Source organism: Marinobacter albus, from assembly GCF_030238305.1.
Classification (GTDB): Bacteria; Pseudomonadota; Gammaproteobacteria; order Pseudomonadales; family Oleiphilaceae; genus Marinobacter; species Marinobacter albus.
This window is the reverse complement of record NZ_JASSQD010000001.1, coordinates 818934-842239: the sequence shown is the minus strand read 5'-3', so window position 1 is coordinate 842239 and position 23306 is coordinate 818934. Positions and strand designations below refer to the sequence as shown.

Annotated in this window: 18 protein-coding genes; 7 read left to right on the top strand and 11 right to left on the bottom strand. The window is 60.8% G+C overall.

The window, feature by feature from the left end; all coding sequences use genetic code 11:
- Positions 1–25: 25 nt before the first annotated feature.
- The 8 genes from QQF73_RS03850 to QQF73_RS03815 form a co-directional block, all read right to left on the bottom strand.
- On the bottom strand, positions 26–412 hold the full coding sequence (locus QQF73_RS03850; RefSeq protein WP_219866754.1) for a putative zinc-binding protein: 387 nt from the start codon (positions 410–412) through the stop codon (positions 26–28).
- Between the two features lie 43 nt (positions 413–455).
- Positions 456–1205 carry a Crp/Fnr family transcriptional regulator gene (locus QQF73_RS03845; protein WP_219866755.1) on the bottom strand — a complete coding sequence of 250 codons (750 nt, stop codon included), beginning with the start codon at positions 1203–1205 and terminating at the stop codon, positions 456–458.
- 138 nt (positions 1206–1343) lie between these two features.
- On the bottom strand, positions 1344–2150 hold the full coding sequence (locus tag QQF73_RS03840) for a peptidylprolyl isomerase (RefSeq protein ID WP_285367290.1): 807 nt from the start codon (positions 2148–2150) through the stop codon (positions 1344–1346).
- A gap of 59 nt (positions 2151–2209) precedes the next feature.
- A complete protein-coding gene (gene narI, locus QQF73_RS03835; protein ID WP_219866757.1) occupies positions 2210–2887 on the bottom strand; it encodes a respiratory nitrate reductase subunit gamma in 678 nt (225 codons plus the stop codon).
- Between the two features lie 20 nt (positions 2888–2907).
- Positions 2908–3648 carry a nitrate reductase molybdenum cofactor assembly chaperone gene (gene narJ / locus QQF73_RS03830; protein ID WP_219866758.1) on the bottom strand — a complete coding sequence of 247 codons (741 nt, stop codon included), beginning with the start codon at positions 3646–3648 and terminating at the stop codon, positions 2908–2910.
- A 10-nt stretch (positions 3649–3658) separates the two neighbouring features.
- A complete protein-coding gene (gene narH / locus QQF73_RS03825; protein WP_285367287.1) occupies positions 3659–5233 on the bottom strand; it encodes a nitrate reductase subunit beta in 1575 nt (524 codons plus the stop codon).
- Positions 5230–8973: a nitrate reductase subunit alpha gene (locus QQF73_RS03820; protein WP_219866760.1), complete on the bottom strand. Its 3744-nt coding sequence runs from the start codon at positions 8971–8973 to the stop codon at positions 5230–5232. The genes narH and QQF73_RS03820 overlap by 4 nt, the downstream gene beginning before the upstream one ends.
- 113 nt (positions 8974–9086) lie before the next feature.
- A complete protein-coding gene (locus QQF73_RS03815) occupies positions 9087–10355 on the bottom strand; it encodes an MFS transporter (protein WP_285367285.1) in 1269 nt (422 codons plus the stop codon).
- A 199-nt stretch (positions 10356–10554) separates the two neighbouring features.
- Here QQF73_RS03815 and QQF73_RS03810 point away from each other — a divergent pair, with 199 nt between their 5' ends.
- The 7 genes from QQF73_RS03810 to QQF73_RS03780 all read left to right on the top strand — a co-directional run bounded on the left by QQF73_RS03810 (position 10555) and on the right by QQF73_RS03780 (position 19753).
- Positions 10555–12414, top strand: a complete 1860-nt coding sequence (locus QQF73_RS03810; RefSeq protein ID WP_285367283.1) for a histidine kinase — start codon at positions 10555–10557, stop codon at positions 12412–12414.
- Between the two features lie 65 nt (positions 12415–12479).
- Positions 12480–13136: a two-component system response regulator NarL gene (gene narL / locus QQF73_RS03805; protein WP_219866763.1), complete on the top strand. Its 657-nt coding sequence runs from the start codon at positions 12480–12482 to the stop codon at positions 13134–13136.
- Between the two features lie 177 nt (positions 13137–13313).
- Positions 13314–13817: a ubiquinone anaerobic biosynthesis accessory factor UbiT gene (ubiT, locus tag QQF73_RS03800; protein WP_219866764.1), complete on the top strand. Its 504-nt coding sequence runs from the start codon at positions 13314–13316 to the stop codon at positions 13815–13817.
- A 269-nt stretch (positions 13818–14086) separates the two neighbouring features.
- The gene (locus QQF73_RS03795; protein WP_219866765.1) at positions 14087–14725 is read left to right on the top strand and encodes a TetR/AcrR family transcriptional regulator; all 639 of its coding nucleotides are present in this window, start codon (positions 14087–14089) and stop codon (positions 14723–14725) included.
- A complete protein-coding gene (locus tag QQF73_RS03790; RefSeq protein WP_285367282.1) occupies positions 14709–16082 on the top strand; it encodes an efflux RND transporter periplasmic adaptor subunit in 1374 nt (457 codons plus the stop codon). Before QQF73_RS03795 ends, QQF73_RS03790 begins: the two co-directional genes overlap by 17 nt.
- The gene (locus QQF73_RS03785) at positions 16079–19237 is read left to right on the top strand and encodes an efflux RND transporter permease subunit (RefSeq protein ID WP_285367281.1); all 3159 of its coding nucleotides are present in this window, start codon (positions 16079–16081) and stop codon (positions 19235–19237) included. The genes QQF73_RS03790 and QQF73_RS03785 overlap by 4 nt, the downstream gene beginning before the upstream one ends.
- 45 nt (positions 19238–19282) lie before the next feature.
- A complete protein-coding gene (locus tag QQF73_RS03780) occupies positions 19283–19753 on the top strand; it encodes a cytochrome c (protein WP_219866768.1) in 471 nt (156 codons plus the stop codon).
- A gap of 6 nt (positions 19754–19759) precedes the next feature.
- Here the strand turns inward: QQF73_RS03780 and QQF73_RS03775 are convergent, their stop codons facing one another.
- The 3 genes from QQF73_RS03775 to hemN form a co-directional block, all read right to left on the bottom strand.
- A complete protein-coding gene (locus QQF73_RS03775; RefSeq protein WP_285367280.1) occupies positions 19760–20650 on the bottom strand; it encodes a U32 family peptidase in 891 nt (296 codons plus the stop codon).
- Between the two features lie 13 nt (positions 20651–20663).
- A complete protein-coding gene (gene ubiU, locus QQF73_RS03770) occupies positions 20664–21659 on the bottom strand; it encodes a ubiquinone anaerobic biosynthesis protein UbiU (RefSeq protein WP_285367279.1) in 996 nt (331 codons plus the stop codon).
- Positions 21660–21775: 116 nt separating this feature from the next.
- The gene (gene hemN / locus QQF73_RS03765; protein WP_285367277.1) at positions 21776–23194 is read right to left on the bottom strand and encodes an oxygen-independent coproporphyrinogen III oxidase; all 1419 of its coding nucleotides are present in this window, start codon (positions 23192–23194) and stop codon (positions 21776–21778) included.
- Positions 23195–23306 lie beyond the last annotated feature (112 nt).

The following is a 23306-nucleotide window of genomic DNA, read 5'->3' as shown; positions in this document are numbered from 1 at the left end:
CCTGAATAAAATGAGGCAAAGCGGATCACCCCTGCCGGGCGATTAGCTGCGGATTATCCCGACGGTCCAGGACCTGCTCGCAGACGTCACGAACAGCTTCCTCTCCATAGCTCTGGCCATAACGTTTCCTGAAGCCGGATTCGTACAACCGGACGTGCTCATCCGGTGTCACCCCTACGTTCTCAAGGCAGCTCAGGGCGCAATGCAGCGGGCAACCGTCAATCACGGTGATCGGGCGACCGGACCGGGCGGTTTTCACCAGCGCCGGCACGTGCCCGCCGACGCCGGAAATGCAGGACATTTCAAACTCTCCGGCGTGATCCAACCTGACGGCGACGTTGTTCGCCAACTGCGCCACATCGGAGCAGCCGGAACAGGCATAGATAAGCGGGCGTTGCTTTCTTGATGTCACACAGCCTCCTGCGAAAAGAACCTGGAGGAATTGGGGCCAGGGCTCACTGGCTGATTTCGACCAGCCGCTGCGGGTCGGATATAAACAGCTTGCTCCGATTGACCCGGACCAGGCCGTTGGCTTTCAGGTCGGCCAGGATCCTGGAGAAGGTCTCCGGCTGCATGGCCAGACGCGAGGCCACCAGGCATTTGGGCAGCGGCAACTCCACTTCCCCGGCCTGCTCAACGCCATTGGGAAGCAGGTCGATCAGGTAGCGAATCAGTCGGTCGCGGGCATTCTGGACGGTCATGATCTCCAGTTCATGGAATCGGGAGACCGCCCGCTTGGCGTAATGGCGAAGTGCGGCCTGGGCATACTCCGGGTGTCGATCAATCAATTCCCGGTAGGCTTTGACGGGGATCATCAGCACTTCGCTGGATTTCAGGGCTTCGGCGTAGCAGGCGTACCGGGGAGGATCGGCGTAAATCATGACTTCAGCGAAGCAATCGCCCGGCGCGATGCTGTCGAGAGTGCGATCGATGCCGGAGGAGTCCAGTCGGTACAGACGCAGGCGGCCGGAGATCACAAAGAAGAAATGATGGGCCGGCATATCCTGCCGATACAGCAACTGGTGGTGACCGAGGCGGAGGCGCCGAGACTGTTGAACGAGCTGTTCGAGATCTTTACCTGCAAGGCTGCGGAACAGCTCGTGGCGGCGCAGGTTCCCCAGACCGTCTTCATCGTCGAATGGTTTGTTTACAGCGATCAGCACCGGTTTGGCGTAGCGGGTTTCGGCTGTTTGCATCACCGCCATGGCGTGCCCTCCTGCATATTCATGCATTGAAAATCATATTTTAAATACTAGAAGGACACGGCTTGAAAATCGCTCCCCCGTTGGGGGTAGTCCCGGTGCTATTCCGGAGTAATTGAGTTCGATCGGAGAGGTCAGGTGCTATTGCATTAACGGCGAATCCGGCAATTCCAGGTCTACGCCTTCCACCCCGGTTTCCGCAGCCAGCACCTGCAGGTACTGACGGAATGCCCGTCTGGTCACGCTCTCGCTCAGGTACTGTCGGATCTGCGGCTTGACGTGCTCGTAGGGCAACTGTTCGCCGTCGATGCGCTGATCGACACGAACGATGTGCCAGCCGTAACGGGTTTCGATCAGTTCCGGGCTGAGCCCTTCCTCCATACTGAGCACCGGGCGCTCGAATTCTTCGACCGTCTGGCCCTTGCTGATCTGGCCAAGGCTGCCGTCCTGGTGTCGGGACTCACACGCGGAGTACTGCCTGGCCAGGTCGGTGAAACGGGAGCGTCCATCAAGCAGAGCAGCCAGCAGCTGGCGACCGACCTCTTCCTGCCGAATTCGCTCCTGCACATCGTCCGGGGCCGCCGCCAGCAGAATGTGGCTGACTGCCATGAGTGTGGGGCTGCGGAACCGGCTGGGGTTCGCCGCATAGAAGCGTTCGCAGTCCTGCTCAACGGGGTCGGGAACGTTGAGTTCCAGCTCCAGCACCCGGGCGATTCGATCTTCCTCGTCCGTGATCTCGTCCAGCTTCAGGCGGCTTGCCTGCTTCAGGAGCAGTTCTCGGAGCACGAGACTCCTGGCGGCTTCGTGCCAGGCTTCGGAGACTTCCTGGGCCGGGTGGTGCTGCATTTCCCGGGCAATGTCGTCCTCGGTGATCAGGGTGTCACCCACGTACACCGGCGGGAACTGGTTTCTGGGCTTTTCGGCGTCGCCGACGGGGATGAGTTGCATGGTAGTCGCCTCGGTAATGTCGGGGCCGGTGAACATGTTCACCGGCCCCCTGTTTTGCTTTATGCGCGCTTGCGCACCACCTGGTATTTCCGGCCAAAATACTCCACCGGTACGCTGAGCATGTGTACCAGGCGGGTGAACGGAAACAGCACGAAGATGGTCAGTCCCAGAAAGATGTGGGTCTTGTAGATCCAGTGCACGTCGGCAATGTAGTCCGCTACGCCGCCCTGCAGGGTGAAGATCCCCTGGGCCCAGGCAGAGAACTTGAGCATGGTGCCGCCATCCAGATGGCCCAGGGTGGGCAGAATGGTGAGCAGGCCCAGTGCCAGCTGGATGACCAGGATCACAATGATCATGTTGTCAGCGAAGGTGCTACTGGCCTTCACGCGCGGGTCGGTCAGCCGGCGCCAGGCAAGCATTCCGCCACCCACAATCGCCATCACGCCCGCAATGCCGCCGACGACGATCGCCATCACCTGCTTGGTGCCCGGGGTCATGAACGGCTCGTAGAGCGCGTGCGGGGTCAGCAGGCCAACCAGGTGGCCGAAGAAGATCACCAGCACGCCAACATGGAACAGCCCACTGGCCATCACCATGTTTTTCTTGCGCAGCATCTGGCTGGAATGTGCTTTCCAAGTGAACTGCCCCTGGTCGTAACGCGCCCAGGTTCCGAGTACGAGCACGGCGATGGCCACGTACGGGTAGATTCCAAATAGCAGTGTATTCAGGTAAGACATTGTCATTTCCTCCTGCGCCCTCAGGCGCGCCCTGACCGACGGGGTGTGGCATCCGTCATCAGTTGATCACTCAGGTGAATGGTCTGGGTCTGCTCCAGTTCCCGGCGGCGCTGGCCTACCACGCCACCGGTACTGCAGGAACCGCCCTGATCGTCGACAAACTTCACCATTTCCTCTTCCCAGACTTTATCCAGGGCCTCCGGGGTGTCATCGCGCTCTTCCGAGGCCACGATCCGGGCCAGCTCCTGGCGATTCACCGTGCGCCCGGACAGCACCAGCAACGAATCCATCACCACGTGATAGAAGCTCTCACGCTGGTAAAGGCGCTCGCCGAGCAGGCCCAGGATGTGGTGGATATCCTCCAGCCAGTTGCGGATTTCATCCCATGGGCGGGTAGAGAGGTATTCCAGGAACAACGGCAGGTAGTCCGGCAGCTCCTTGGCGTCGATCTCCAGGCCGTTGGCGCGATATTGCTCCATCAGGTCCACCATGGCCTGGCCGCGGTCACGGGATTCCCCGTGCACGTGCTCGAACAGCAACAGGGAGGTTGCCCGGCCTTTGTCAAAGATGGCGACGTAGTTCTCCTGCATGTCCAGCAAGTCGCCGGCGCACACCCTTTCCACGCCACGAAGCAGCTGTTCCTTGTTCTGCCCGGGCAGCCGAGGGTCCTCAAGGACCGCCGCTACCAGGGCATCTTTGGAGGCCTGGAGTTCTTCAGTGGGGTACTCAAGAACCCGTGCCAGTACTTTCAAAAGTTGCATCTCGGCCTCCTTATTCCTGCAGCTGTTTCGGGTCAACCTGCTTCACGGTCGACAGCTTCTGCACCATGCTGGTGGTCTGCTTGCGGCCACCGAACATGTTGAAATCGCTGTCGCCATTGCAGCCATCGCCGAAGCTGAAGCCGCAACCGTTGCGCTCGCCATAGGCGGTGGCATCGGGAAAGGCTTCTTTGGCCAGCTCGCGGTGGCTGGTCGGAATCACGAAGCGGTCCTCGTAATTGGCGATCGCCAGGTAGCGGTACATTTCATCGGCCTGGGCCTTGGTGAGCCCGGCCTCTTCGAGGGCCTGCAGGTCCTCTCTGCCTTCCACGGTTTGGGCGCGCTTGTACAGCCGCATGGCCATGATCCGCTTGAGGGCACGAACGATGGGTTTCTCGTCACCGGCGGTGAGCAGGTTGGCAAGGTACTTGACCGGGATCCGCAGGCTTTCGATCTTCGGCAGCACGCCATCGAACTCGACCTTGCCGGCTTCCGCGGCGGACTGGATCGGGCTCAGGGGTGGCACGTACCACACCATGGGCAGGGTGCGATATTCCGGGTGCAGCGGCAGGGCCAGTTTCCAGTCCACGGCCATCTTGTAGACCGGGCTCTGCTGGGCCGCTTCGATGACGTTCATCGGGATGCCGTCTTTCTTCGCCTGCTCGATCACCTTCGGGTCGAACGGGTCCAGGAAGATTTCCAGCTGCTTTTCATACAGTTCCTGCTCCCCAGGGGCGCTGGCCACTTCCTCGATGCGGTCGGCGTCGTACAGCAGTACACCCAGGTAGCGAATGCGGCCGACACAGGTCTCGGAGCACACGGTCGGCATACCGGCCTCAATGCGCGGGTAGCAGAAGATGCACTTCTCGGACTTGCCGGTTTTCCAGTTGAAGTAGATCTTCTTGTACGGGCAGCCGGAGACGCACATGCGCCAGCCACGGCATTTGTCCTGATCGATCAGGACGATGCCGTCTTCCTCACGCTTGTAGATGGCGCCGCTCGGGCAGCTGGCGACACAGGCCGGGTTCAGGCAGTGCTCGCACAGGCGCGGCAGGTACATCATGAAGGTGTTCTCGAACTGGCCGTAGATGTCCGCCTGCACCTGGTCGAAGTTCTTGTCCTTGCGGCGTTTGGCGAACTCGGTGCCGAGGATTTCTTCCCAGTTCGGGCCCCACTCGATCTTCTGCATGCGCTGGCCGGAGATCAGCGAGCGCGGCCGGGCGACCGGCTGATGCTTGCTGTCGCCGGCGGTGTGCAGGTGCTGGTAATCGAAGTCGAACGGCTCGTAGTAATCGTCGATCTCCGGCAGGTCCGGGTTGGCGAAGATGTTCGCCAGGACCCGGAAACGGCCACCGATCTTCGGACGGATCTTGCCGGAGCTGTCGCGCATCCAGCCGCCCTTCCATTTGTCCTGGTTCTCCCACTCCTTCGGGTAGCCGATACCGGGCTTGGTCTCGACGTTGTTGAACCAGGCGTACTCCATGCCTTCACGGCTGGTCCACACGTTTTTGCAGGTCACTGAACAGGTGTGGCAACCAATGCACTTATCCAGGTTCAGTACCATGCCGACTTGGGAACGGATTTTCATTTTACAGCCTCCTGAACAGTGTCATTGCCTTCGCCATCGAGCCAGTCGACGTTGTGCATCTTGCGCACCACCACGAATTCGTCGCGGTTGGAGCCGACGGTGCCGTAGTAGTTGAACCCGTAGGAATACTGGGCGTAACCGCCGATCATGTGGGTCGGTTTCGGGCAGACCCGGGTGACCGAGTTGTGGATACCACCCCGGGTGCCGGTGATTTCCGATCCGGGCACGTTCACGATCCGCTCCTGGGCGTGGTACATCATCACCATGCCGGGCATTACCCGCTGGCTCACCACGGCCCGGGCCGCAATGGCACCGTTGGCGTTGAACAGCTCGATCCAGTCGTTGTCCTCGATGCCCATGTCCCTGGCATCATCCTCGCTCAGCCACACGATGGGACCACCGCGGGAGAGGGTCAGCATCAGCAGGTTGTCGCTGTAGGTGCTGTGGATGCCCCACTTCTGGTGCGGCGTGATCCAGTTCAGCGCTTTCTCCGGGTTACCGTTGCTGCGCTGGTTGAGCATGCTGCCGACGGCCTTGGTGTTGATAGGCGGCCGGTAAACCAGCAGGCTTTCACCGAAGGCGCGCATCCACTCGTGGTCCTGGTAGAACTGCTGACGGCCGGTCAGGGTGCGCCAGGGAATCAGCTCGTGGACGTTGGTGTATCCGGCGTTGTAGGACACGTGCTCGTCTTCGAGGCCAGACCAGGTCGGGCTGGAGATGATCTTGCGCGGCTGCGCCACAATGTCCCGGAAGCGGATTTTCTCCTCTTCCTTGTTGGTGGCCAGGTGGGTGTGGTCCAGACCGGTCATCTCGGACAGGGCCGCCCAGGCTTTGACCGCCACCTGGCCGTTGGTTTCCGGTGCCAGGGTCAGGATCACTTCCGCCGCATCGATGGCGGACTCGATCTTCGGACGACCCGCGTTGGCACCGTCGATGTGGGTGTAGTTCAGCTCCTTGAGGAAGTTCACTTCCTTCTCGGTGTTCCAGCTGATGCCCTTGCCACCGTTACCCAGCTTGTCCATCAGCGGGCCAAGCGAGCTGAAACGGGCGTAGGTGTTCGGGTAGTCCCGCTCCACGGTGATGAAGCTGGGGGCGGTCTTGCCCGGGATCAGGTCGCACTCGCCCCGCTTCCAGTCCTTCACGTCAAACGGCTGGCCCAGCTCGGCCGGGGCGTCATGCAACAGTGGCAGGGTAACCACGTCTTTCTCGACACCGAGGTGGCCCTCGGCGGCTTTCGAGAAGGACTTGGCGATGCCCTTGTAGATCTCCCAGTCGCTGCGGGCTTCCCAGGCCGGATCGGTGGCGGCGGTCAGCGGGTGAATAAACGGATGCATGTCCGAGGTATTCAGGTCGTTCTTCTCATACCAGGTGGCCGTCGGCAGAACGATGTCGGAATACAGGCAGGTGGTGGACATGCGGAAGTCCAGGGTCACCAGCAGGTCGAGCTTGCCTTCCGGCGCCTCGTCATGCCATTTCACCTCTTCCGGCTTCGCACCACCTTCATGGCCAAGATCCTTGCCCTGCAGGCCATTCGTGGTACCCAGAAGGTACTTCAGCATGTACTCATGGCCCTTGCCGGACGAACCCAGCAGGTTGGAGCGCCAGATGAACAGGTTGCGCGGGTGGTTCTGGGGCGCTTCCGGATCCTCACTGGCGAAGGCCAGGGAACCGTCCTTCATGGACTGCGCCACATAATCCGCCACCTCCATGCCGGCCTTTTCCGCCTCGGCGGCAATGCCCAGCGGGTTACGGTTGAGCTGAGGCGCGGAGGGCAACCAGCCCATGCGCTCGGCACGCACGTTGTAATCAATCAGGCTGCCACCGAATTTGGACTTGTCCGCCAGCGGCGACAGGATTTCGTCCACACCCAGTTTCTCGTAGCGCCACTGACCGGAATGGGCGTAGAAGAAGGAGGTGGAGTTCATGTGCCGCGGCGGACGCTGCCAGTCCAGGCCAAACGCCAGCGGCTGCCAGCCGGTCTGCGGGCGCAGTTTCTCCTGGCCGACATAGTGGCTCCAGCCACCACCGCTCTGGCCAACGCAGCCACACATGATCAGCATATTGATCAGGCCGCGGTAGTTCATGTCCATGTGGTACCAGTGGTTCATACCGGCCCCGACGATGACCATGGAACGGCCCTTGGTCTTGTCGGCGTTATCGGCGAACTCACGGGCGATGCGAATCACTTTCTCGGCCGGAACGCCGGTGATCTTTTCCTGCCAGGCCGGCGTGTACGGTTTCACCTCGTCGTAGGACGTCGCGCCGTCCTCCTCGCCCAGGCCCCGGCTGATGCCGTAGTTGGCGACCATCAGGTCGTAGACCGTCACTACACGACCCTCGGAGCCGTCCGCCAGCTGCACCTTGCGGGTGCCCAGTTTGTGCTTGAGGATGTCCTTGATCTCGACGTGCTGGAAATGGTCATGCTCGATGCCACCGAAATACGGGAAGGCAACATCGACGACCTCGTCGTGCTTCTCGACCATCGACAGCTGCAGATTGACGTCGGAACCCTTGGCGGTTTGCTTCAGGTTCCACTTGCCCTTCTCGCCCCAGCGATAGCCGATGGAGCCATTGGGAGCGGTGAGCTCGCCGGAGGCCTCGTCAATGGCGATGGTTTTCCACTCGGGGTTGTTCTCTTCACCAAGGCCATCCACCAGGTCACTGGCGCGCAGGAACCGGCCCGGCACATAGCTGCCGTCGTCCTTCTCATCGAGCATGACCAGGTACGGCATGTCGGTGTAACGGCGTACGTAGTCGGTGAAATACTCGCTGGGCTTGTCGACATGAAACTCCTTCAGGATCACGTGGCCCATGGCCATGCCCAGCGCGGCGTCGGTGCCCTGCTTCGGGTTCAGCCACTCATCGGACAGCTTGGACACTTCCGCGTAGTCCGGCGTGATGGCGACGGTCTTGGTGCCCTTGTAGCGAACCTCGGTGAAGAAGTGCGCATCCGGGGTCCGGGTCTGGGGCACGTTGGAGCCCCAGGCGATGATGTAGCCGGAGTTGTACCAGTCGGCGGACTCGGGCACGTCGGTCTGCTCGCCCCAGGTTTGCGGCGAGGCCGGAGGCAGGTCGCAGTACCAGTCGTAGAAACTCATGCACACGCCACCGATCAGCGACAGGTAGCGGCTACCGGCGGCGTAGGACACCATCGACATGGCGGGAATCGGGGAGAAACCGATGATGCGGTCCGGACCGTGCTGCTTTGCGGTGTAGACGTTGGACGCACCGATCAGCTCGTTGACTTCGTCCCAGCTGGAACGCACGAAGCCGCCCATGCCACGGCGAGGTTTGTACTCGGCGGTCTTCTTGGGATCTTCGACAATTGAGGCCCAGGCTTCGACCGGATCGTTATGCTGTGCTTTCGCCGCGCGCCAGAGTTTCATCAGGTGCTTGCGCATCAGCGGGTACTTCAGGCGGTTGGCGCTGTACATGTACCAGGAGTAGCTAGCGCCACGAGGACAGCCGCGAGGCTCATGGTTGGGCAGGTCGGCACGGGTACGGGGGTAATCGGTCTGCTGGGTTTCCCAGGTGACCAGACCGTTCTTGACGTAGATTTTCCAGCTGCAGGAACCGGTGCAGTTGACGCCGTGGGTGGAGCGGACAATCTTGTCGTGCTGCCAGCGCTTGCGGTAGCTGTCTTCCCAGTCGCGGGAGACATCGTGGGTTTCACCGTACCCGTTGGCGAACGGCTCGCGCTTCTTCCTGAAGTAGTTCAGCTTGTCGATCAAATGACTCATGGTCTCTCTCCGGATCGTTGTTCCGATTTGAGACCATTGTGTGTGAGAAAATCCCCGAAATCTGCGTGGTTACTACCTCATAACCTGCCCCTACCTCACTGGTGGTAGGGCGCTCATATCCCCCGGTGGAGAAAGGACCGGCGTTCACGATGGCGGCTGTCCCGGGCGAACATCCACAGGCAGCCGGCCAGCAGGGCAAACAGAATCATGAACACCGCGGTGCGGATACCCAGCCAGTGGTTCACGGCGCCGAAAATCACCGGCAGCAGAAAAGCAACGGAGCAAGCGCCAACCAGCAGGAGACCGGCCACCAGGGCCGCGGAGGAAGTGCTGCCCAGAATCGCCAGCCGCTGCAGACTGCCCATGGCACAGCCGAGGGCAAGCCCCAGCGCCACCACGAACAGGGCCTCGACGAACAGGGGTAACGCGAACTCCAGTTCAATGACGGTCTCGCCGCCCCGGATGAACAACGTCATCGGTGGGTAGGAAAGCACAAACAGGGAGATCAGGCAGGCCACCAGCGATCGGCTGATGACGGCAGCCGACCCGTACCGGTCTGACAGCGCGCCGCCCACGATCTGAGCCAGGGCCCCCGGCACCACGAACCACTGCGACAGCCGGGCACCGGTCTGGACGTCCAGTCGGAACTGGGAGGACAAATAGTCGGGCAACCAGAGTGCCAGGGCAAAAAAACTGCCCGCAACCACGCCGAAAAAGGCACAGACCTGCCAGCGGCGATTCAGCGCGATGGTAGCAAACCGCTTGCCCAGCCTGACCGGGGAACCGGCGTCCGCGCCGGCGTCATCCGACGACGTTAACATCACCATCAGGACCAGAATCAGGAGCAGTGCCACCAGGTACGCCAGGGCGACTCCCCGCCAGGAAAAGGCCTCGTGAAACAACGGAACCAGATAGTAATTGAATCCGGCGCCAGTAACGCCACTTCCGAAAATCCCCAGCACAAGCCCCAGACGTGCGGGCCGACAGTGGCCGGTAACAAACTGCAGGCCGGCGCAATAAAAGCCGCCCGCCAGGCCAAGCCCCCCCGCAGCCACCAGGTACCCGACATAACTCCTCGTCACCAGCAAAAGCATCATGCAGAGCGCCAACCCCGCCAGGCATAACAGCATGACCCGGCGCGCTCCGACGTTCTGTGCCGCCAGCCCGGCGGGGATCGCCAGGAAGGCACTGACCGCCATGGGCATCGCCAGCAGGAAGCCAAACTGGAGGCTGGTCAGCGCCAACTCGGCCCGCACGTGCACGCCGGCCACGGCAAACAATGTCCAGCAGCCGGATGCAATAACAAACCCCATCAGCGCAAGCGGAAGGACAACGGCCAGCGAGGTCAGCCGGTCCTCCTCACGTTCCCAATCAGCCGTCATAGATGGCTCTCCCTGCAAAACCCAACTTTCAGTTTCATCTTTTGCCCTGTAAACGGTCAAAGACTATGATGGGCTATCGCCTCTTGGGGTAAGTGACTATTCTCAAGGAGGTAGAAAACACGACCCAATGCCGTCATCAACTACCTTGAAGGCTGATGCTTCCGGCATCGTGTCAGGGCAACCGACAAGACGATTATTGATGAAATCCAGAACATCTCTCGTGAACCGGCTCTCGGTTGTGGTCGGAGCCATTATACTGACCGCTCTGGTGAGCATGGCCGCCACCCTCGCCGTGTCCAAAAGCATCGAAGGCAATGCAACGGCCATAAATCAGGCCGGCGCACTCCGGATGGGGGCCTTTCAGCTGCTGTCGAGGGCGGCTGGCTCCCGCGACCATGAGCGCGATAACGAGGCTTTTCAGGCGCTGACCGAGAAGTACATGGCGCGCCTGGTTAATGTTGGTATTATCCAGGCCATACCCGACAATACCGAGCACCCGTTGGCGCGGCAGTACCAGTCGATCCTGGATACCTGGCAGTCCAACCTGCAACCAGCCCTGAAAAATCATGATCCCGGATCGCTGGTGAGTGCCCAACTGATTTCCGCGACGGACACCTACGTTCGCGAGGTGGACCAGCTGGTCACCATGCTTGAAGAGCGCACGGAAGCCCGGATCGATCTGCTGCACATGATCCAGATCATCAGTCTCGCGTTCTCCATCCTGATTATTCTCGCCCTGTTCATTGACATGAAAAACCGGGTGTTGCGTCCGCTGCGAAAACTCGTCGACATTGCCGACGCTGTCCGGCAACACGACTTTTCTCACAAGGCTCAATTGAGAGGCTCCGATGAGCTGGCCCAGCTTGGCGATGCCTTCGACCAGATGACGAGTGAGCTGGCCCTGACCTATCACGAACTGGAGGAACGCGTCCGGACCAAAACCGATGAGCTGGAAAAGAGCAACGCGGCCTTGCAGCTCCTTCATACCGCCAGTCATGGCCTGTTCGCCAATCACGACCTGTGCGACGGCGCCGTGCCCATGCTCCAGCAACTGGAGCAGTTGCTCGGTATTGGCCCGATCCAGATCTACCTTCATGACCGGGACTCTTCCCAGCCCATTCAGGCCGTCACCACCGCGACCCGGGAGCGCCCCTTCTATTGCCGGGACCACCACTGCAACGCCTGCCTGGTGCAACCCGAGCAGTACGAAGACCTCCCGATTGAAAACAATGACGGCCGCCGCCTGTTGCTGCCCATCCGCACCCCCGGACATCTGCTGGGGACACTGGAAGTCTGGTACCCTGTCCAGATGGAGCTGGCACCGACCGCCCGCCAGCTGCTGGAAATCCTGAGCGATCAGCTGGCCACCGCAATCTTCCTCGAGCGGCAGATTACCGAGGAGCAGCAGCTGACCCTGGCGGAAGAACGCACGGTTATCGCCCGGGAGCTGCACGACTCACTGGCGCAGTCGCTGTCCTACCTGAAGATGCAGGTAGCGCGCCTGCGCAGGCTCAACATCACCGGCGAGCAAGAGGCGACCCACGAGGCCATTCTGGATGAACTCAGCATGGGCCTGAACAGCGCCTACCGGCAACTGCGCGAGTTGCTGACCACGTTCCGGCTGAAGCTGGACACCCCGGATCTGTCTTCCGCGCTCAAACACACCGTTGAAGAATTTTCAGAACGGCTCGGCAAGCCGGTGCAACTGGTCTACAACCTGCCGCCGAATACACTGTCGCCCAATGAGGAAATCCATACCCTCCAGATTGTTCGGGAAGGGCTTGCCAACGCCGTGAAGCATGCCGACGCCAGCGAAGTTGAAGTCGATATAATCTTCGAGTCACCGAAAGTGAAAGCCCGGATCCGTGACAACGGCAGGGGCCTGCCCGAGGGCGACCAGCCCATCAATCATTATGGAATGGTCATCATGCAGGATCGCGCCCGAACACTGGGTGGGCAGGTACGGGTTCAGAACCGGGAGGAAGGCGGTGTGGAAGTGTCATTGTCTTTCATCCCGAAAAGCCGGAACCTTATCCCGACCGAAGTCTCCAGTGCCTGATCCGGACCACACACACGGGCGGCCTCCAAGCACGCCGGAACGCAGAAAAGGAAACCAGAGTAACCATGTCAGATATACCCGCAAGCATTCTGCTGATTGATGATCATCCGCTTCTGCGCCAGGGCATCAAGCAGCTGATCGAAATGGAAGACGATATGGAAGTGGTTGGTGAAGCCAACAACGCTTCAGACGGCATTCGCCTGGCCACGGAAATCGAGCCGGACCTGATCCTGATGGATCTGAACATGCCCGAGATGAACGGCATCGAAGCCCTTGAGAAACTGCGGCAACAGAACATCAGTTCCCGGATCATCATGTTCACTGTCTCCGATCACGAGGATGATGTGGTAGCCGCGCTGCGCGCAGGCGCTGACGGCTACCTGCTCAAGGATATGGAACCGGAGGATATGATCCGGCAGCTGCACCAGGCCGCCGTCGGCAAGATGGTGATCAGCGAGCGCCTTACCACACTGCTGGCCCAGGCCCTGCGCTCCAACAAGCCGCAGCAGGCTTCGCGCCCGGACTTCGACAGCCTGACACCCCGGGAAAAGGATATCCTCCGCCTGATTGCCGAGGGGCTCTCCAACAAGATGATCGGCCGCAAACTGGACATAAGCGATGGCACCGTGAAGGTGCACGTGAAGCACCTGCTGAAAAAGCTGAACCTGCGCTCCCGGGTGGAAGTGGCCGTCTGGGCGGTGGAAGAAGGTCTGCACCGCTGAGGGAAGCCGGCCCAAAGAAGGGGTCAAATGAAAGCCTTCATCTGACCCCAACTTCACCGCCACCCGGGGATCTGAAGAAAGCCTTCTTCTGACCCCACTTTCACCCCCTGAGTTATATCAAAGCCCCCAAACCAGTTTTCCCCTACCCTGCCTCCGTCCCAGATAACGGAGCCGACGATGCACCTTTCGTTACCCAAGCTGACCGCGTTCCCCGCACACCACCCATTACTCGACCAGTCCCTGACGGTACTCCGGGAATACCTTCCGTCCCCCGCCCCGCTGCTTGGCGCTGTCGACCAGCGCATCCCCATGCCGGTCAAACAACTGGCGGCCGAAGCACCCCTGAATCGTCTGTTCGCCCGGGCCATTGCCGAGGGCGAGTTTGATGATTTCGAGGGACGGAAGATCCGCCTGGAATTGAACGAGGGTCACCCGGGTATTACTTTGGGATTCTGGTCGGGCAGGCTGAGGGTGGTTGACGGCTCAGGGGAAGCTATCATCCGCGGCTCCCTGTCAGCATTCCGAACCCTGGCCGAACGGCGTCAGGACCCGGACCAGCTCTTCTTCCAGCGCCGTCTGGTCATTGAGGGGGACACCGAGCTGGGGCTGGCGCTGAAGAACCTGCTGGATGGTCTGGAATGGACGGTCAGCTTTCGGACGACACTGTTCCCAAACTCGTAACCGGGCTTCCCAAGCCCAGTGCCGGGCAGACCTGGCGGCTCAAAGGCATACCTCGGAGAGGGTCCGGCGCATTTGGCTCGCCATAGCTGCCCATTAGCGCTTTTGCTGGTATCCATCCGGTCCGGTCCCGAGCCACTTCCAGGGAAGGAGAACCCGATTCCACGGCAGAACCCGGAAACGACATCAGCCGCCTCACACTCGAAGATTGTTGCAAAAACCATTTCAGGCTTTCAGAATAAAGTAATTAATTACTTTCTTTTGGTATTACCATGTCAACAAAGCCAAAAGGCTCCAAACGCGCCTACCAGAGCACCGAACTGCGCCAGTCTGCCACCATCGAAGCGGTCGTCCAGCTTTGCAGCGAACAGGACCCGGCCACCCTCACCACGGCCCGTATTGCCGATGAAGTGGGGTTGTCGCAGGGCGCCCTGTTCAAACACTTCCCCAACAAGAACCGGCTGTGGGAGTCAGTAGCGGGCTGGGTGTCAGAGCAGCTCACCCGCCAGGTATTCAGTGCCGCCGACCAACACCAGCAGGCAGACCAGGCACTGGAAGCCATGTTCCTGGCCCACGTGGGCTTTATCGCCCGGCACCCGGGTATTCCGCGACTGATGCTGGGGGAATTGCAGAAGCCAGACAACGGCCCCGCCAAAACTATCATCCGCCAGACACTCGCCCGCTACCGCAAGAAGGTGGTCGGGCTGCTGAATCTTGGCATCCAGCAGGGGCGCATCGCCTCCGGTATCGATATCGAGGCTGCGGCGGTGCTGTATCTCGGTGCTATTCAGGGGCTGGTAGTTCAGGCCATGGTCAGTGGCGAGATGCATACCCTTGAGCAGGCGGCACCCCGAATCTTCAAACTATACAGCGCCAGCTTTCAGGAGAAGCCCGATGACCCGGAAAAATAAACTGACTCTGGCTCTGGCTCTGATGGCCGGCATCGTCTTTGTCGCGATCATGATAAAGCTGAAACAACCGCCGGAACGGGCAGAGTCGCAGGTAGCCGCTACCCCGGTGCGCATAATGACAGTCACGCCCCGGGAATTCCGTACCGAAGCCCGGGGCTATGGCCAGGTGCTTCCGGCCCGAAGCTGGAACGCTGTGGCCAATGTTGGCGGGCGGGTTATCTGGAAGCACCCGGAGCTGGAGAGCGGCAACCTGATCGCCGCGGGCACACGGTTGCTTGAGATCGACCCCACCCGTTATGAACTGGCCGAAGCCTCCGCCCAGGCGGATCTGGCAGGCATCGAAGCCGAACTGCGACAACTGGCGCAGGAAGAGCGCAATACGGGTGAGCTGCTGAAGCTGGAAGAACGCCGGCTGACGCTGGCCAGGCGGGAACTGGACCGGGCAAGAACCCTGACCGAGCGGGGCGCCCTCTCTGAAACCCGGTACGACGAGCAACAGCGGGCAACCCTGCAGCAGGAACAGGCGGTCCAGAGCCTCAGAAACCAGCTGAACCTGATTCCTGTCAGGCGGGATACCCTGGAGGCCCGCAAGGCCAGAACGGAATCCGCGCTTGCCAGTGCCCGGGAAGACCTGGAAGACACCCGCTTTGAAGCACTCTGGGACCTGCGGGTCCATCAGGCCGATATCGACATCGGCCAGCATGTCAGCCCCGGCCAGAGCCTGTTCATTGCCGACGACATAACCCGGGCCGAGGCCACAGTGCAGCTGGAAGTAGCAGAACTGCGCCGGGTGTTGTCGCAACTGTCGGACGACAGCCTGCCGGAACCCGGCGCCGGCACAACCAACAACTTCACCGACTTTCATGACCAATTCTCCCTGGGCGATCTGCAGGTCCGGGTAACCCCCACCAACGTGCCGGATGCCCACTGGCCCGGGAAACTTACCCGGGTCACCAGCAGTCTCGACCCGGCCACCCGGACTGTTCAGGCGGTGATCTCGGTGGAAGAACCTTACCGCAACGCCAATCCGCCTGCCCGCCCGCCGCTGGTACGAAACATGTTCGTGCAGACCAGTATTAGCGCCCCCACTCCCCGGCCGGTTATCGTAATCCCGGCCAGCGCTGTTCATCAGGGCGTGGTCTACCTCGCCGATGAAGACAATCGCCTGCAGCGAAGAGAAGTCACGGTCGCCTGGCAGCAGAGGGATCTGGCCGTTATCAGTGAAGGCCTGAAACCGGGAGACCGGCTGGTTCTGGATGATCTGGTACCCGCCATCGACGGAACTCTGCTGGCCTCCCAAGCGGTCGAGGCTGCCGGGGAAATCGGGCAACAACCGGCCTCGGGAGATCAGCCATGATCCGCTGGTTCGGGGGCCATCCCACGGCGGGCAACCTGCTGCTGATTCTGATACTGGCGGCGGGGCTGTTTGCCGCCCCCAGCCTTACCCGGGAAACCTTTCCGGACTATCTGCCGCCGGAAGTGAGTATCACCATGGAGTACCGGGGCGCCACGGCTGCCGATGTGGAGGAAGCACTCTGCCAGCGTCTGAGCGAAGCCCTGCAGCGGGTGAACCATATGCAGGAGGTTACCTGTACCGCCCGGGACAACCAGGCCCAGACTATTGCCAGCATGGAATCCGGCGGCGATATGGGCCGGTTTCTGGACGATATCCGCACCGAAATCAAAGGCCTTACCGACTTGCCGGAAGAAGCTGAAGACCCGATCATCCGGGAGCTCTACCGCACCGACCTGGTGGCCGCCATTGCTGTCACCGGCCCCATGAGTTTCGCCCACCTGGAAAGCTATACCAACCAATTGGAAGACCGCTTGTTTGCCATTGATGGCGTAGCTGATGTGGTGCCGGTGGGCCTGTCCCAGCGCCAATGGCAGGTGGAGATATCACAGAACCTGTTGCGCCAGTACGGCTTGGGCGTGCGGGATGTCGCCCGGGCCATCACTGGTCAGAATGTTGACATGCCCCTGGGCACCCTGGAAACCGACAGCCAGGATATCCAGCTACGTTTCGTGGACGAGCGCCGGTCGTTGCAGACGCTGACCAACCTGCCAGTGCTGGGCGGCCAGGCCGGTGCCGTGCTCACTCTGGGCGATATTGCCACCCTGTCTGAGACTTATGAACGGCAGGAAGAGCGCGCCGAGTTCAACGGCCAGCGGGCGATCATTCTGGAAATCCACAAAAACCGCGGTGAAGATGCCCTGCGGGTGATGGATGCCCTTCAGGCTTTTATTGCCGAGGAAAAGCGCCGGCGGAATGGCACAGTGAACCTTGAGATCACCCAGGATATGACCTCCATCGTCAAGGACCGCCTGCAGATGCTGGTCGGCAATGGCATTACCGGCCTGCTGCTGGTGGGGCTGGTGATGGCCCTGTTCTTCCGGCCCAGGCTGGCCTTCTGGGCACTGTTCGGCCTGCCGGCGGCCTTTGCCGGCGCCTTCGTGATGATGGCCCTGACCGGGCTGTCCCTGAACATGATCACCCTGGTGGCGTTACTGATGGCCATTGGCATCGTGATGGATGATTCGGTGGTCATCACCGAGAACATTGCACGCCATGCCACTGAAGGCGCTACGCCTCTGCAGGCCGCGACCCATGGCACCCTGGAAATCCTGCCGGGCGTGTTGTCGTCGTTTCTGACCACCGTCTCGGTGTTTTTACCCCTGGCATTTCTGGCCGGCGAACTGGGCTCGGTACTGGAAGTCCTGCCGGTGGTGCTGATTGCCGCCCTGGCCGCCTCTTTGATCGAAGCCTTCTGGATTCTGCCCCATCACCTGAAAAGTGGTTTGGGCAAAGGCCGGGACAAACCCGCTTCCCGCTTTCGCGCGCGGTTTGACCGGGGCTTTGAAACAAGCCGGGAAACGTTGGGGCAACTGGCCGATACCGCCATCCGCTTTCGCTACGGGGTGCTGGCCGGCATGCTGATCATTCTGCTGGGGTCTGTCGGCCTTATGGCGGGCGGCCATGTGCGTATGGAGGCCATGCCGGAAATCGACGGTGATGTCCTGGAAGCCCGGGTGCTGATGCCCCAGGGCACCCCCCTGCACCAGACCCGGAAAATCACCAACCGAATTACCGAAGCCATGCTCCGGCTGAACAAGGAATACAGCCCCGAGCAACCGGATGGCCAGGCTCTGGTGCGCAATGTCCAGACCCGCTTCAACCAGCACGCCGGTGCCGGCGAGCAAGGCGCCCATGTGGCCACGGTGATGGCCGACCTGCTCACCGCAGAAAACCGCACCGTTGATCTGGCCACCGTGACCGACCGCTGGTACCAGGAAATCGGCGATATTCCTGGCCTGATTGCCCTGACCATTCAGGAACCGGGATTCGGCCCGGCGGGCATTCCGATCGAGATCCGATTGCAGGGCAGCGACCTGGACCATCTCAAAGAAGCGGCCCGCTACCTGGGCAACGACGTGGCCGACTACACCGGCACCTTCAACGTGCTGGACGACCTCCGCCCCGGCAAACCCCAGCGCACGTTGAAACTCAAAGACAGTGCCCTGGCCCTCGGCCTGACCGCCAGCGATGTCGCCGGCCAGATACGCACCAGGTTGCTGGGCGATATTGTCGATACGGTGCAGATCGGCGACCAGCACATCGAGATTCTGGTCCGCCAGAGCCGCGCCGAGCGCACTACCCGGGCGTTCCTGGAAGACACGGTCATCACCGGCAAGAATGGCCAGATGATCCCGCTGCGGGAGGTGGCCGATATTACCGACGAGCGTCAGTGGGCCCAGGTTACCCGCATTGACGGTCTACGCACCGTCACAGTATCGGCGGATGTGAACGGACGTATGACCAACGCCGATGCCATCGTCACCGATCTTCAGAACCGTGTGTTTCCGGAGCTTCGCGAACGATGGCCGGAAATCACTCTACAGGTGGAAGGCCAGACCGCCCGCTCCCGGGAAACCGGCCAGTCCATCGCCCGGGGCCTGCTGATCGGCCTGCTGGGCATCTTCCTGATCCTGTCGTTCCAGTTCCGCAGCTATCTGGAGCCGATCATCGTGATGCTGTCCATTCCGGTGGCTTTCATGGGGGCGGTCTGGGGCCACCTGCTCATGGGCTATAACCTGTCCATGCCATCATTGATCGGCGCTGCTTCACTGGCCGGCATTGTAGTCAACAATGCCATCCTGCTGGTGCAGTTCATCAAAAGCTATCGGGAACAGGGCATGAGCACCGTCGAAGCCGCTGGCGCCGCCAGCCGGAACCGGTTCCGGGCCATTCTGATCACCACCAGCACCACCGTAGCCGGCCTGCTGCCCTTGCTGGCCGAAACCAACACCCAGGCCATGGCGGTGATTCCGCTGGTGATTTCCGTGGTGTTCGGCCTGCTGGTGTCGACTCTGGTCGTGTTACTGGGTTTGCCGGCGCTCTACGTCATCCTGGAAGATCTGGGGTGGGCCACTTCGTCCAACCCCCATAGCCTTGAGGATTCAACAGACAGCGGACAGTTAACATATCTCAACAGGCAAACTACTCAACACTGATAGCCTGAACGACGCTCAACATTCATCGACAGAGGGGGCATCTTCATGACAAAAACAAACAGTTCGCTTCTGAGCATCCTCATCCTGAGCCTTACTGTGTCATTCGCTGCCACGGCTGCCGAACCGGTCACTCCCAAGCTCACCGGCAAACTGGATCGACTGCTGCGCGAAGAGATGCGATCGATTCAGACGGCGATGGGACAGATCCATTCGGCCATCGTTATGGGTCAGCATGACAAGGTTGCGAAGCAAGCCCGGGATATTTACGACAGTTTCATCCTGCAGCAATCACTCACTGAACAGGATCGTAAAGATCTGATGTCGGCCGTACCAGAAGGCTTTATCAAGCTGGACAAGGAGTTTCATCAACTCGCGGCATCGCTGGCAGAGGCCGGCAGGAATGACGACACGGAGAAGCAACACAAGCTGTTCGGCAAAATGACAGGCAACTGCATCCAGTGTCACAGCACGTATGTGTCTGACCGCTTTCCTGGCGTCAAACCCGTCAGGGACTGATCGGCCTCAGCGGATCAGGTCCATTCCCGGCTTGCCATACCAGTATCCGTTGCAGGGTGGTGCCTCCACCAGGTGCAGCGGGTCGGTGGCAGGCACTTCACCCCGGCGTACCTGATCAAAGCGTTTTACCACTTCCTCCATGCCCTGGTGTTCCGGGCTCAGGCGCACCGTGTTCACGCCCATCCGCTCCATTTCCGGCAGTTCACGCGTGAGGTCGTATCGGGACCCCGAGAGCGTGGAAATACCATTCAGGCGGAACAGTTCCCGGGATTCGCGGGAACGCAACTCCATGCCGTCCGGATGCTGCAAACAACGGAACTCGCAGTTGTCCTTGGACAGGTTGTAATGGCGGGCAGTGAAACAGCGGGACGACCAGGCCAGGGGCAGAAAACCCCAGGCGAACACCTCGGCGGGCAGTTCCAGGCCTTCCTGTTTCAGGCCGTTGATCAGCTGCTCGAGGGTCTCCTTGCCCAGCTCGACCGGCAGGTTCCAGCCTTTCAGTCCCTGCTTCGCCAGCACCTTGAGCGTGGCGACGTTGTAGATGTTCATGGAAGGGCCGCTAATAAACGGAATGTGGTGGCGGCTGGCGACCTGCACCGCACTCTGATCGTTGGCCTCCACCAGGAACTCATTCTGATCGCAGATCCGGCGCAGGCGACGCAGATCCGCTTCCGACTCGATCAGGGTCTGGGTGGAGATCACCACCTCCTTGCCGCAGGCTTTCAGGTCCCGGGCCAGATCAAACCAGTCGTCCGGCTTCAGTTCCCGGCGCCGGGAGCAGACGGCCTCACCCAGGTAGATGGTATCCACCGGCCATTCGGCGGCTTTGGCGTAGAAATCGAACACGGTCTGCTTGGACCAGAACCACAGGATGGGTCCGAGAGAAAGTTTCATCATGATTGGCAGAACCTTATTTCCACTTGCGATGATAGGCGCCCAGGGTGGTCAGGCCGCCTTCGGAGAGCCCGGACAGGGTGTTGCGCCAGTCATTCTCCACGGTGAACATTCCCGGCGTTCTTTCCAGGTTGTCCAGGGCCTGGCGCCAGGTGCGGGCCACGTCGGCAATGTAGGCGGGGCTGCGCTGGCGACCCTCGATCTTCACCGCACTGATGCCCAGCGCCTGCAAGTCAGGTAACAGGTCCAGAGTATTCAGACTGACCGGTTCCTCGATGGCATGGTAGACGCTGCCCTCCACCTCGAACCGGCCTTTGCAGAGGGTCGGGTAACCGGCCGATTCACCCTGGCCGTAACGGTCAATCAGGACATCGTTCAGACGGGACTCCAGCCCCTCCGGCGTCTCGCGCCAACGCACGGCCTTCGCCGGAGAGCAGGCGCCGCGGGTGTTGGGCGATTCGTCCGTCAGGTACGACGACAGGTAACAGCGACCCTCGGCCATAATGCACAAGCTGCCGAAGGCGAACACTTCCAGTTCCACCGGACTGTGTTTGGCGACACCCCGCACCTGATCCAGAGACAGAACCCGGGGCAGCACCGCCCGGCGTATGTCGAAGTTATCTTTGTAGAACGACAGCGCCTCGTAGCTGGTGGCAGAGCCCTGCACCGAGAGGTGGCGCGGAATATTCGGGTAGCGGCTGGCGGCGTAATCGAGCAGGCCCATGTCGGCCAGGATGATGGCATCGACACCCAGGCCTGCAGCACGGTCGACAGCCCTTTTCCACTGCTCCCAGCCCTCCGGCTGCGGGTAGGTGTTGATGGCACAGAAGACCCTGCTGCCTTTGGAATGGGCGTATTCAATGCCCTCAGCGGCGCGCTTGTCATTGAAATTCAGGCCCGCAAACTGGCGGGCGTTGGTGCTGTCGCGGAAGCCGAAGTAGACCGCGTCGGCACCATTATCCACGGCGGTTTTCAGGGCCGGCAGGCTGCCGGCCGGGCACACGAGTTCCATGGGTTTCTCCGCTGGAATGAGGGGTTAGAGGGTAGCGCCCGGGATGGGCGAGTGCCTTGACCTTTGTCAGCGGAGTGAAGGTGCGGTCAGAAGAAAGCCTTCTTCTGACCCCGATTTCAGATTATCCGGGAGAACCGTTGACTGGCGCCTTCCTTCCTATACAGGTCGAAGATCTGGCAGATCGCACGGATCAGCAACCGACCGGCAGGCTGAACCTGGAGCACCTGACCTTCGTCAGACACCAGTTCATCCTTGATCATCGGCCGCAGGCGGTTGAGTTCATCGGCGAAGTAGCGGTCGAAATCCTCGCCCCAGGTGTCGGCAAACTGCTGGCGGTCCAGACGGAACTGGCAGATCAGCTGGCCGATCACCCAACGGCGGATGCGGTCATCGCGGCTCAGGCCCACACCCCGGGTAATCGCCAGTTGGCCAGCGTCGATAGCCGCTTCCCAGGCTGGCAGGTCGTGGTTGTTCTGGAAATAGGCATCGTCGGTCTGGCCGATGGCGGAAACCCCGAGAGACACCAGGTCGCAGTCGGAGTGGGTGGTGTAACCCTGGAAGTTCCGGTGCAGACGCCCCTCCCGCTGGGCCACCGCCAGGCTGTCGTCCGGCTTGGCGAAGTGGTCCATGCCGATGTACTCGTACCCGGCCTCCAGCAGGCGGTTTATGGTGTTGTGCAGGATCGTCAGCTTCTGCTGGGGCGTGGGCAGGGTATCCGACAGAATACGGGTTTGCGGATAGAACCGGTCCGGCAGGTGCGCATAGCTGAACACCGACAGACGGTCGGGTGACATCTCGATCACCGCTTCCAGGGTCTCGGCAAAACTCTCCGGCGTCTGGTACGGCAGGCCGTAGATCAGGTCCAGGTTGATGGACCGGAAACCGATCCGGCGTGCCTCATTCAGTACCGCCTCCGTCATCTCCCTTGGCTGGATGCGGTTTACCGCTTTCTGCACCTTCGGATTCACATCCTGGACACCCAGGCTGATGCGGTTAAAACCCAGCTCCCACAGGGTGGGCAGGGTATCCTGGTCCACCTCACGGGGATCGATTTCCACGCTGTAGTCACGCTCGTCGCCGGTTTGCAGGTTGAAGAGTTCGCCGTAGCCCGCCATCAGGTGCTGCATCACATCCCGCGGCAGGAAGGTTGGCGTGCCGCCGCCCCAGTGCAGCTGTTGCACCGGCCGGTCGGCCCCAAAAAGGCGCGACTGGATCGCGGCCTCCTTCAGCACCCGCTCGACATAGGGCATCGCCTTGTCGCGTTTCTTGGTGATTACCTTGTTGCAGGCGCAGTAATAACAGAGGTGCGCACAGAACGGCAGGTGCGTGTACAGGGACAATGGCCGGCCACTGGCCTTGCTGCGGGCAGCCGCCTGCACCATGTCTTCCACCGTGTAATCGGAGGTGAACTCCACGGCCGTCGGGTACGAGGTGTAACGGGGGCCACTGAGATCATAACGGCGGATCAGGGCATCATCCCAGATGAAAGCCGGAAGATCGTTTGCTGCAGCTGCGACGGCGGTTTCGTAAGCCATAAATATAACTCTGAACGTCGGAATGAATCCGTAAACCGGAAAGTTGGCCCATTATCACGGACGATTGCCCGTCGCCCCTTGATGCGGGTCAGTTGATGATGACTTTCACTTT